Here is an 11,563-nt window from a genome sequence, read left to right on the forward strand (position 1 = left end):
ATGGCGTCAGTGCCGCGTGGTAGAAGATCTCACCACGCGTAGTCCGGAAACAGCCTTCAGAGGCTGATTCTGCTCCAGCGTGGAGTAGAGCTGCTGGCGGTTTCGCCCGCCTGCTTTGGCACTGGCCAGCGCGCGTTCCGCCTCGCGAAGCACCACCATGGGCGATCTCCCCACGCTGTGGGCGATGCCGACGCTGGCGCTGATGGTCAGCTCGTCGCGGCCGATGAAGAAGGGCTTGCCGAAGATGCTTTGGCGCAGGCGCGCCGTAAAGTGCGCGGCCTCCTCGGAGCTGCTGGCCGGGAGCGCGAAGAGAAATTCGTCTTCGCCACAACGGCCGACGAGATCGTAGCTGCGCAGATGACGGCGAAAGCGTCCGGCCAGTTCCTGCAGTATTTTGTCGGCAGCTTCGTACCCGAAATCGAGGTTGACCTGCGAAAAGTGGTCGAGGTCGAGCAGCACGAGCGCGACGGGAGAGCCCTGGCGCTGAGCGCGGTCTGTCTCCGTATGCAACAGGCGAAGTAACGCTTCGCGGTTCCAGAGGCCGGTCAAGGCATCATGCTCGGCATGAAAACGCGCCGTGCGATGCTGGTGATCAAGCTGGCGCATCAGCGCGAGCGCGTGCCTGGCTGCATGGAGGCGCGAGGTGAGCGCCTGCTCCGAGAGAGGGAGGAGCAGGGAATCCTGAACCCCATCCAAGGCTGGCCGTGCCTGATCTCCCTTGCGCAGGAGAATCGTCCAAAGAGTAGGCAGTCTCTTCTTGAAGTGCACTTCGGCGGTGAGTTCGGCATGAGAAACGTCTTGAACCCTCTCATCGAACAGAAGAATCAACGGCTCTTCGGCTTCGAGCGCATGCCGGAGCAATTCATGCCTGTCCTTTGCCCAATAGCAGGGAAGATGCGCATCTCCGAGCAGAGGCAGGATTTCGGCGGCGAGAGCCGCGTCGGCGGTTACGAGCAGCAGCGGCTCGGGCAGAGGTTCCATTTCATGGACAGGGGTAGAAACCGGCACAGGTTGCTTATCGGCCGGGGCATAGGATTTCAGCTGCGTCTGTCCGAAATTGAGGCCTTCGGTGACCTTGGAATCGATACGAAGAAGATTGGGGGGGCATCATATTGACAAGGACGAAAAACAGGCTCACTATCCCTTGCGTAGTTCTTCTTTCCTTTTTCGGCTCTCTTTCTTCCCAAAACGGAATGCCAGGCTCCGATCGTTAGCGGGCCTTGCCGATGTCAAGTGATTCTCCCTCGGTTACTTCCAGGCAAGGAGTGCATGCCATGCTTCCAGCAGTTACGACCACGCATGTGAAACCAGGACGTCTTTTGGCCTCTCAGGCTCATGTCTCGTCCTCCACCGTTCGCTTCTGCAGCAAATGTCTTATGGCTATCGAAGCCGCTCCTACCTCGGCGGGCAGGGGCAAACGCTCCGGTCATCATTGCCGGGGCAGAATGAGTGTAAAGCCGGCTATCGCTGTGCCATTCAACTAGTTACGGGCAAAACCGGAAGAGAATCTTTCTGGGCAGCCTCAGCTATCTATTGATTTATGGATGAAAATATCCTTATAATCATAGAGTTTGTGACATTTCCGTGGACGATTGTGCACGATCCGGCCACGGATGATTCGTACGTCACCTTACTGTGCTGAGGAAAAATACGAGATGGCAAAGCGTCGTGGCAATCCAAATTGGGGTAAGCCGGAGCCGATCGGTCCGGTCGTACCCACTGTGACTTCTTTTGAGCAGGTTGTGAAGGAGTTCAAGCTGACTCCGGACCAGTATGTGCGGTCCACCCGTCTTCGCGAGTGGGCGCGTCGGAATCGGAACTCCAAGTACATTCCTGAAGCGTTGCTGGAAGCCTGGGGCTTCGAGATCGAGTCCACGCTGTAGTCTCGACAAGATTCGCAATTGAGCCGCCACCTTCGGGTGGCGGCTTTGTGTTTGCGCCCATAACAAATCAGGCCGTTACTCGATTTTGAACTGCCCTTCCTGGGAGGCCAGCGAGCTGCCTCCGATCCACACCGTGTACTCGGTCGCCTCGACGACACTGTGGCCCTGCGCATCGTAGAAGGAAAGCTCCGGGAAGCCCAGGTCGAAGGTGACCTTCTGCGACTCGCCGGGTTTCAGCGTGACACGGCGAAACCCTTCGAGGCTGCGTACCGGCTGTTCTATGCTGGCGCCACGATTCCGCACGTAGCACTGCACGACTTCGGTAGCGGTGCGGTTCCCGGTATTGGTGACCGTCGCGGTTGCATGGATCAGGTCTTTCCCTGTTTGCCTGGCTTCCCCCAGCGGCACGATGCTGCGGGAGAGCGTAGGCATGCTATAGGCGAACTGCGTGTAGGTCAGTCCATAGCCGAAGGGGAAGAGCGCGTCATTGGGGACATCGATGTAGCGGGAAAAGAAGCGCGAGTTGCCTCCCGGAGGCTGCGAGAGATCGATATTCCGGGGCGGCCGGCCGGTTGGAAACTGGTTGTAATAAAGCGGCTCCTGGCCGACTGCGCGGGGGAAACTCATGGGCAGCCTGCCACTGGGCGCGACATCGCCGTAAAGCACATCCGCAATGGCATGGCCTGCCTCGGTTCCTGGAAACCACACCTCCATGATCGCGGCGACATGGGTGGCGGCCCAGTCCAGCACCAGCGGGCGACCGGAGAAGACCAGCAGCACGACAGGCTTGCCTGTGGCTGCGACGGCTTTCAACAGCTGCTCCTGGTTACCGGGCAGATCGAGATATGCGCGCGAGCCGGCTTCGCCGCTCATCGCTCCTGATTCGCCGAGGGCCATGACCACCACATCCGCCTGCCTGGCCGCCTGTACCGCAGCGGCGAAACCATCTTCGCTGCTGCCGGTGATGGTTGTACCCTGCGCATAGGTGAGCGATCCGCCAAGCTGGCGTGTGCGCGTCTCAAGCGCCTGCTTCACCGTGACAATATCGGAAAGCTGCGGCGCACCGCTCCAGGAACCCACCATCTCAGCCGCGTTATCGGCGAGCGGACCGATGAGCGCGATCTTTTTCGTCTCCGTAGTGAGCGGCAGGGCAGAGTCGTTCTTCAGCAGTACGAAGGATTCTTCTGCGGCGCGGCGCACCAGCTCACGATGAGCAGGCACGGCGGCAGTGACCTCGGTTCCGCGCGCGTAAGGATGCTCAAAAAGGCCGAGAGCGAATTTGAGCCGTAACACGCGACGTACCGCTTCGTCGACGACGCTCATCGGCACCTGACCGCTGCGGATCAACTCAGGCAACTGGGTGTCGTAGAAGTGCGACATCATGTCGATATCCACGCCGGCCAGCAAGGCTTTGCGTGTGGCCTCGGCCGGTGTCAGCGCGATGCCGTGGTTTTCGAGCTCCATGATGGCGGTGTAATCGCTGACGACCAGTCCATCAAAGCCCCATTCGCCGCGCAGGATGGTCTGCAAGAGAAATGGATTCGCACTGGCCGGCACACCGTTGAGCGCATTGAAGGCGCTCATGACCGTAGCGGCTCCGGCTTCTATCGCAGCCTTGTAAGGCGGCAGATAGTCCTGGCGCAGCCGGATCTCGGACATATCCGTGGTGTTGTATTCACGGCCCGCCTCGGCGGCACCGTAGGCGGCAAAATGTTTCACGCATGCGGCTACGCTCTCGGGATCGGAAAGCGTCTTGCCTTGATATCCGAGGATGTAGGCGCGAGCCATCGCGGCGCCGAGATAGGCATCCTCGCCCGCGCCTTCGGTGGTACGGCCCCAGCGTGCATCACGCGAGATATCGACCATCGGTGAATAGAACCAGCGGATGCCTGCGGTCGTAGCCTCTTCGGCGGACATGTGTGAGACCGACTGCACGAGATCAGGATCGAAGGAGGCGGCCAGGCCTATGGGCTGCGGATAGATGGTGCGATAGCCGTGAATAATGTCCGCGCCGAAGAGCAGCGGAATGTGCAGGCGGCTCTTCTCCACGGCGGCACGTTGAAAGGCGTTGGTACGCGACGCACCCACTGTGTTGAGCATGGAGCCGAGGAGCCCCTGTTCGGCGAGCTGCATCGAGTTCACATTGTTGTGAGACTCGGGGTTGGCGGCGAGAGCTGCCGCGGCATCGGCCCCGGAATCGTTGTACTGGACCAGCTGGCCGAGCTTTTCCTCGAGGGTCATTTTGCTCAGCAGAGCATCGACGCGCTGTTCGATGGCCGGAGAAGCGAGCTCGGGATTGGAAGGGGATGCCTGGGGCGCACCCGGCTGTTGCGCAAAGACCACAGCGGCTGAGGCAAGGCTCAGCCCAAGCGCCGTGGCCAGAACGCTATGCCGAAGTGACGGGAAGAATCGTTGTGGGGTCAACGGAGCTCCTCTGTGAAATAGCTTGGCGATCAAATCAGTTGCTGTGGAATGCGTTTCTGGGTGGGACTGCCGGAGGCGCGGTGGAATGCCTCTCGACAAAACCCGGCAGGATGCGAATTGAATGTTTGGGCCAGCCGTCCTTACTGCTCTGCAACATGTGCAGAAGGGTCTTCGCCGCGACACGTCCCATCTCCTTCAACGGCTGCCGCACGGTGGTGAGTGGCGGATTGTTGGTGGCTGCGCCCAGGATGTCATCAAAGCCGACGACAGAGATGTGCCGAGGAACTTCCAGGCCGGTCTCGCGCAGCAGGGTAATGGCACCGATAGCGGCGAGATCGTTGAAGGCAAAGATGGCCGTAAAGAGTTGCCCGCGCTCCAGCAGAGCAGCGGTTGCGGTTCTGCCGGAGTCGACGCCGGGCCCGTCGTCCTGGAGTTGCACCACCAGCTGCGGATCGATTTCGAGGCCGAGCTCCGCTGCCACTTTGCAGATTGCGCGCCAGCGGGAGCGGGTATCAGAGCTGAAGGTCTGCCCCTTGATGAAGGCAATTCGTCGATGCCCTAGCTGCTTTAAATGTTCGAGCGCATGATGAGCCGCAAGCTGGTGGTCGAGCTCAATATTCACCACCGATGGCCGGTTGCGATGGCCGGAGACGGCAACAACCGGTACGGAGAGATCGGCCTGGATGTCGGAGTCGATCGCGATGATTCCCTCGACGGCGCGGGAAAGCAGCAGAGAGGGGTATTGGCGCAAGAGTTCGGTACGATGCCGGTGGCTCACTACGAAGTAAAAATATCCGGCGAACAGCAACTCGTCTTCGATGCCGCTGAGCACGGCGGAGGAATAACCTTCACTGATCTCCGGCACCATGACACCGATAGTCCGGCTTCTCTTGCTGCGCAGGCTGCTGGCTAAGACATTGGCCTGGTAGTTAAATTTCCTGGCTGCTTCCAGCACGCGCTGTTGCGTGGCTTCAGAGATGCGATACCGTGCAGCGGTGCCGTTCAGGACCCGTGAGATCGTCGTCTGCGAAATATCCAGGTGCCGAGCCAGGGTTTTCAGGTCGGTCTTTTCTTTTCCGCCTGATAACCCTTTTTCCGCGGACTTCTTTTCTGCCACCGACTCTGTTCCTCCCCCATACGATCGCGCTGATTCCACATTACGCTGCCACTGCACTCAATGCGCGTCGCCTATGGTGATAAGCAGCAGCGCGTCGGGGTCAAGTGAGAGCTCCAGAGTTCCGCCGCGAAGCTGTGTCTGCTCCGGGGAGCCGATCGCAGTCTGGCGGTTCATCTCTTTCACCTGCTCGTCGGTCGGGTCCTGGGGACTGCCCAATGCCTTATACGCTGCCAGAGTATTGCTGTGCATGTTGTCCACGCGGCTGATGGTGACTGGCGCATCAGCCCGCACACCATGCACCTCCAGGTGGATCTTCTTCTCATTTCCCGTGGTTCCGGGATCGACAATATTCCAGACGGCCAGCACAAGCGTTTTGTCTCCATGCTTACCTGCGCGTCGTGTCACGATAACGTCGGAGGCAGGATTGGCGATGCGCTCATCGCCAAGACGGTGAAGCAGGGCAAAGTCATAAAAGCTCGGCTTGTTGATGCCCCCCTTGGCGCGCAGGCCAAACTGCCCGGAGAACGGGACAGGGATGGGACCGCCCTCCTCGAAGACGTCGGAGAATGTCCAGAAGGACATCATGTTCACCTTGCCGTCACATTCGCGGATGGTGTTGGCCAGCCCGGTGCCGACGAAGTCCGTGTCGCGAGATTCGTGATCTCCCTGCACATTCCATTCCGTCCAGAAAAGCGGCAGCCGCGGCATCGCCGAGGCGGCAATTTCCTTGTGAACCTTCTCAACGGCGCGACAGACTCGATCATCCATGGGGATGTCTTCCTGTGTGCCGAAGAGGTTCTCCACCGTGTCATCGGCGTAGCCATGTGTGGATACGAAGTCGACGGGCACATGGTTCGCGGACATATAGGAAAGGAATTCCGGAATCCACGCGGCAGCAGCCGTAGCCGGACCGCCCACGCGCAGCTTCGGGCTCACTGTCTTCAGATCGCGGGCGGTGTGCGCATACAGCTCGAAGTAGGAGCGCTGGCGCGGGATGCCATTCCAGAAGTCGATGTTCGGCTCATTCCACACCTCGAAGTACCACTGGGAGACTTCGTCAATTCCATAGCGGTCGACCAGGTGCTGGGCAAAATGACGCATCAGGTCATCCCAGCGGTCCATGTCCTTTGGAGGCGAGACATTCTGCTTGTACCAGAAGGGATGCAGCGCATCCGGATTAAAAGCGAGCTTCTTCGGCATGAAGCTGATCTCGACAACCGGACGCACGCCATTGCGCAGCAACCCATCGTAAATCTGGTCCACATAGGAGAAGTTATAGACCGGGTTACCGTGTTCGTCCTCGTTATAGACCCCGACTTCATCGTGCAGGATGGCATGGAAGCGCACATAGCGAAAGTCCGTGACCTGCTTGACCGCGCGCAGATCGTCGCGGTAACTCTCCCGCAGTGTGAGAATGGCACGCCCGGAGCCGAACATCTGTTCCCAGAAATGCGGAAAAGGAGAGGCCGGAGCATCGGCATCTACGGTCAGAGTTTGCGCAGACTCAGTCCCCTGGCCAGAGCCGGAAGCAGGGAACACCAAAGCAGAAAGACAAATGCAGAGCAAGCAGAAACGAAAGGACCGCATAGAGAACGACTCCTGGCAAGCGCAGAACGCAGAAGGGGAGATTCGAAAATCGGCCCCTCCTTCTGCGCTCCACACTATTAGAACGAGAAGCGCGCCTGAATATCCAGCTTGCGCGACGCGAGTGCACCCTGAGCCTGACCGAAGCTCGAGGATGTGACCGTGGTCGAGATATCAGCCACATTCAAGTTCAGGTTATTGAACACGTTAAAAGCGTCGACGCGGACCTCGAAGTTTGCTCTCTCTCCCAGGACTTTGTTGGGGAAGGGAAAAGCCTTGCTGAGGGTCGCATCCACGGCCTTGTATCCCGGACCATCGAAGGAGTTTCGTGCCACACCAGGATTGCCGGGAAGGCCGTACTCAGTGCCGTAGGTTCCGGTGTTCCCGGTAGCAACGGCCGGTTCGGTAAAGTAGCTGCTGCCGCCCAGTGGGAAGTTGCTTTCTGCCGAGCCAGGCGCTGCCTTGAACGCGCTGTTGCTCGTGCTGTGCCGGGCGCCGCTCAGGTAAGAGGCAGGACGCACGGTGGTCTGTCCGCTGCCGTAGTAGAACTGGTTGTCGACCGAATAGACCGGCGTCCATGGGAAGCCGGAGTGCATATTGAAGATGCCGCTCAATGCCCAGCCATCGGCAATGGTATGAGCGATTCCATGATTGTGGAAGAAGGTAGGCTGCCACATGCCGAAGAGTTTGAACGCATTGGCAACGTTATAGTCCGAGCGCCCCCATGAATAGCGCTCATGATAGGGATACGGATCCTCGTAGTATGGCTGCGAGCCGTTATCCATGCTCTTGGACCAGGTGTACTGCGCCTCGGCCTGGAAGCCGTGGGCAAAGTCATGCTTCAGGCTGGTAAGGAGCGCGTTGTAGCTCGAGTTGCCTTTGTTGCCGTAGTAGTCCACGGTCGTCAGATTCGGGTTGAGTGCATAAGCGTCCGCAACCGCGATCACATTCATGTCTTGCTGCAGGAGCAGGTGATGTCCTGTGCTGCCCTGGTATCCGATACTGGCGATCCATTGGTGCCCCATATCCGTCTGGGTATCGAGCGAATAGTGATAGATCTGGATCGTTTTTACCTTGGCATCGAAGCCGGTCACGCTGAGGTACGTGGAAGTATTGCTGGGCAGGCCATTCGAGTTATAAGAAGTGATGGCCGCCGAGTTAGAAGGAAAGCTATAGAAGCTTCCGGTAAGCGAGGAGGGAAGTTGATAGAGGATGGACGAGGAACTGCCTCCCGTCGGGTCCGAAGCCGTCGAACAGCAGAAGTTCACATTCACCGTGTTGCCTGGATTTCCATTGCCGTTCGCGGTGATAGCCATTTCGTTCTGGTTGTAGTTCATGCCGAAACCACCGCGCACCACAACCTTCTGGCCGAAGTAGTTCGGACTCCATGCAAAACCGAGCTGCGGTCCGAAGTTCGCCTTCTGCGCCTCATAAAGATTGCCGCCCTTACGCACCGAGAGGCCAGTCACAAGCGCATCGCCCGCGCCGAGGTCCACCGAGCGCAGGTTTTCATCCTTGTCATAGTACGGCCCAAAGTATGAATAGCGCAGACCGAGATTCAGGGTCAGCGTGGGCAGTATCTTCCAGTCGTCCTGCACGAAACCGGCCCACAGGTTCTGCCGGTTGTCCTGACGGCTGGCGGTGGGGCTGCCGCTGGTTGCTGAAAAATATCCGGTTTCTGAATAGGGCGCGTCGTTGAGGAAATCCCAGATGCTATCGAAGTTATAAGTCGGCCGCGCGTTGTAGACCGCTTCATTCAGATAGTAGAGACGCGTCAGGCTTCCGCCCATCTTGATGGTGTGACGGCCGGCAACCTTGGTCAGAATGTCCTGATAGCCATAGGTCCACTGGTCGTACACGCTCGGCCCTGGCGTACCGAAATACTCCGGTGTGGCGCTGGGGAAGATTTTGCTGCTGGGTACATCGAAGACTGACTCGGCGAGCCCCCAGGGCGCGTTGGAATTGGATGTGAGCTCATTCCACCGCCATCCTGCGGCATTCACGCGGGCTTCGTTAAGCAGAGTAGGGGAAAAGGTATGGTTCCAGAGCAGCGTAAAAGCATTGTTGATCTGGTCGTGATGCCAGAGATTGGCGCTGCGCACGGGACCTGAGTAGTCGACAGTATTGAGCGGCACCCAATAGATCATGAAGCTCAGCCGGTCGGCCTGGCTGATATCTGCATCCAGACGGCCATAGTATTGCGAAGCGACGCTGGAGGTTGGATCGTTTGTGGTGTAATAGGCGAGATCGGGCACACCATCGAGTCCATTGCCTACGCCAGGCGTGCTATTGTTGCCGCCCCAGGTTGGATCATGGGTGCCGAGCGCAGTCGTGAGCGGCGAGCCTACGTCTACACCGCCACTGACTGTCGCACACTGCGAGCCCTCCGAGAGTCCTAGTTGTGAACAGGTGCCTCCGATCAGTGTGCCGGCGACAGCTTCGCCGCTATATCCCAGATAGCTGGCCGCGTTACTGCCGCTTCGTGCGCTGTTACGGTAGGCACTGGTTTCATACCAATTCTGTGCCGTCACATTCGTGTCGTTGCGCAGCGTCTCATATGCAAAGAAGCCGAACAGGCGATTCTTCCAGAATGGCCCACTGATGCTGCCTCCAAACTGGTTGAAGCGTGAATCATCGCGATTCAACCCGCGTTCGGCTGCGGTACCTGCCTGGTCGGAGGAGGGACCGTTCCAGCTCTGATATGCATTCATTCCCGGGCGATCAGCTTTGAAGAACAGGCTTCCGTGCACCTGATTGCTGCCACCCTTCGAGGTGATCTGGATCTGAGCACCGGAGAAACGGCCCAGCTCCGCATCGTATGAGTTCGATGTGATTTTGACGCTGTCCACAGAATCCTCGGTGGGAGTCACGACAGTGCTTCCACCCCAGGTCACCGACGAAGCGCTGATGCCGTCGATCAGCACGCTGTTGGTCTCCGCCTGGCCGCCGTTGGCTACGATCTGAGGTCCATTCTCCGTCTTGAAAATACCGTCGGATGCTCCGGAACCACCCATATTGCTGCCGGGCAGGCTATAGCTGCCACCACCAGCTGCTTGCGACCCATCAGACAGTGCGCCTGCGGCCAACTGGACTAACTGTGTCACATCGCGTCCGAAGGATGGCATGTGTTGAATCTGATTCGAAGTCACGGTGGTATTCACCGATGCAGTCTCAGTATCCAGAGCGTCTGCCTGGTTTCCATTCACAGTGATGGAGGTACTGCTGGTACCGAGCGTCATTCCGACATTCAGGCTGTTTGTCTGTTCGGGAATAAGGCTAAGGTCATCGATAACCTTACTCTCAAATCCCTTTGCCTCGACCTTGAGGGTAAAGGTGCTCGCAGGCAAAGCATTGAAGTTATATACGCCGCTGGCACTGCTAGTGGTCTTCGTTGTCCTGTTCGTTTGCTTATCGACGAGCGTAAGTTGCGCGCCTGGAATGACTGCTCCCTGCGGATCTGTCACTGTTCCCTGAATTGCGGTGCGGAACTGTGCATGAGCCAGCGACGCTCCGAGAGAGAAGAGCAAAACAAGCAGGGCACTTTGAAGAAGAATGTGGGTCCTGTTGTGCATGACACCTCCGAAAATAGACGTCGTAATTTCTTCTTTTTGCTTTGCGCGAACGATTGCGCTAGTTGGAATCAAGTAACATCTCAAAAAAGCGATTGTCAATTCGGAATGTCTTTTGGAGGGAGAGAAGCGATGCGCAGTTGCATCGCAGACTCGAAGAGTATTTGGAAGGAAGCGATTCCAACAGGCAAGTTGGTGTCGGTAAAAATATTGACAGCCGGCTGGATGATGCGGTGTTTTACACGCATGAAGCGTGCGTGCAGCGCAGTGATCCCTGCATGCAGCAGGAGTGATTTTTGGTCGTGGCCTTATCGATCAGCTTTAAGGTAGACAGGGGTATTCACAAACGGTGAAGTGTGGCAAGCTTCAGTCGCCAACGCTGGGCCAAAATCAGCAATAGTGTCTCTTGATCAACACGTCAATATATACAGAATATGTATTATCGGACACGGAGGTCCTTTTTCTAGTGTTGCATTTAGATCTCTATAACGACCTTTTACCACACAACAAAGAGACTATTGATGAGGAGGTGAGAATTAAGCACATCATCTCGTCTCCCTGCTTTTCGGCCGGCTTGCTGTTGCAGCATTTGCACCGGCACCTTTAGCTTTTTCCTCGATCCATTTCTTTTCTTCCTCGATCCATTTCTTTTCAAGGTGGTCCAGTTCCGGCACAATGTAGGTCCAGTACCCGGATGGGATCTCTGGGTTTTGGACCTCATCAATAACATCCCGAAAATACGCAAACCGGCACTTGGTGAGCGTGAAGGTTCGCGACAGACCTCTCATCCGCCGCAGTAAATGCAGATTGAACGCAGGCTCGCTTTGACAATAATGCTTTGATCCGAGCAAGGTACTGCCGGTCCTCCGAAGGTTCGATGCTTGAAGGCACCCTCGTATACGGCCAGAAGTCATTACAGACCTCAATCTCCGTGCAGCGGTGTTGGTTGACAGCCGGAGACATGCGGCAGAGGCCTAGTTGCCGCA

General features: G+C 57.6%; 8 protein-coding genes. 2 read left to right on the forward strand and 6 right to left on the reverse strand.

Annotated features, from left to right (window positions below; all coding sequences use genetic code 11):
* Nucleotides 1-6: 6 nt before the first annotated feature.
* Entirely contained in the window at nucleotides 7-606 is a 600-nt protein-coding gene (locus ESZ00_RS20070; RefSeq protein WP_164981462.1) for a GGDEF domain-containing protein, read from the reverse strand.
* Between ESZ00_RS20070 and ESZ00_RS20075 the strand changes: the two genes are divergently transcribed.
* Both ESZ00_RS20075 and ESZ00_RS10775 read left to right on the forward strand, forming a co-directional pair.
* Nucleotides 583-1,116 carry a hypothetical protein gene (locus ESZ00_RS20075; protein ID WP_164981463.1) on the forward strand — a complete coding sequence of 178 codons (534 nt, stop codon included), beginning with the start codon at nucleotides 583-585 and terminating at the stop codon, nucleotides 1,114-1,116. The two genes, ESZ00_RS20070 and ESZ00_RS20075, sit on opposite strands and share 24 nt — an antisense overlap.
* A 539-nt stretch (nucleotides 1,117-1,655) precedes the next feature.
* Nucleotides 1,656-1,883 carry a hypothetical protein gene (locus ESZ00_RS10775; RefSeq protein ID WP_050059088.1) on the forward strand — a complete coding sequence of 76 codons (228 nt, stop codon included), beginning with the start codon at nucleotides 1,656-1,658 and terminating at the stop codon, nucleotides 1,881-1,883.
* Nucleotides 1,884-1,958: 75 nt separating this feature from the next.
* On the opposite strand, the gene ESZ00_RS10780 is transcribed toward ESZ00_RS10775, so the two are convergent.
* From ESZ00_RS10780 to ESZ00_RS10800, 5 genes are all read right to left on the reverse strand, one after another.
* Nucleotides 1,959-4,307 (reverse strand): glycoside hydrolase family 3 N-terminal domain-containing protein, encoded by a 2,349-nt coding sequence (locus ESZ00_RS10780; protein ID WP_164981464.1) that lies wholly within the window; start codon nucleotides 4,305-4,307, stop codon nucleotides 1,959-1,961.
* Between the two features lie 34 nt (nucleotides 4,308-4,341).
* A complete protein-coding gene (locus ESZ00_RS10785; RefSeq protein ID WP_129208264.1) occupies nucleotides 4,342-5,424 on the reverse strand; it encodes a LacI family DNA-binding transcriptional regulator in 1,083 nt (360 codons plus the stop codon).
* A 57-nt stretch (nucleotides 5,425-5,481) separates the two neighbouring features.
* On the reverse strand, nucleotides 5,482-7,011 hold the full coding sequence (locus ESZ00_RS10790) for a GH39 family glycosyl hydrolase (RefSeq protein WP_129208265.1): 1,530 nt from the start codon (nucleotides 7,009-7,011) through the stop codon (nucleotides 5,482-5,484).
* 77 nt (nucleotides 7,012-7,088) lie between these two features.
* Nucleotides 7,089-10,580 carry a TonB-dependent receptor gene (locus tag ESZ00_RS10795; protein WP_129208266.1) on the reverse strand — a complete coding sequence of 1,164 codons (3,492 nt, stop codon included), beginning with the start codon at nucleotides 10,578-10,580 and terminating at the stop codon, nucleotides 7,089-7,091.
* A 542-nt stretch (nucleotides 10,581-11,122) separates the two neighbouring features.
* Nucleotides 11,123-11,428: a hypothetical protein gene (locus tag ESZ00_RS10800; RefSeq protein ID WP_129208267.1), complete on the reverse strand. Its 306-nt coding sequence runs from the start codon at nucleotides 11,426-11,428 to the stop codon at nucleotides 11,123-11,125.
* Nucleotides 11,429-11,563 lie beyond the last annotated feature (135 nt).

Source organism: Silvibacterium dinghuense (genome assembly GCF_004123295.1).
In the GTDB taxonomy this organism is placed as follows: Bacteria; Acidobacteriota; Terriglobia; order Terriglobales; family Acidobacteriaceae; genus Silvibacterium; species Silvibacterium dinghuense.

Excerpts from the sequence above, each read along its gene's own strand:
- ESZ00_RS10775 (WP_050059088.1), top strand. The coding sequence starts at position 1,656 with ATGGCAAAGCGTCGTGGCAATCCAAATTGGGGTAAGCCGGAGCCGATC.
- ESZ00_RS20070 (WP_164981462.1), bottom strand. The coding sequence starts at position 606 with ATGCGCCAGCTTGATCACCAGCATCGCACGGCGCGTTTTCATGCCGAG.
- ESZ00_RS20075 (WP_164981463.1), top strand. The coding sequence starts at position 583 with ATGCTGGTGATCAAGCTGGCGCATCAGCGCGAGCGCGTGCCTGGCTGC.
- ESZ00_RS10790 (WP_129208265.1), bottom strand. The coding sequence starts at position 7,011 with ATGCGGTCCTTTCGTTTCTGCTTGCTCTGCATTTGTCTTTCTGCTTTG.
- ESZ00_RS10795 (WP_129208266.1), bottom strand. The coding sequence starts at position 10,580 with ATGCACAACAGGACCCACATTCTTCTTCAAAGTGCCCTGCTTGTTTTG.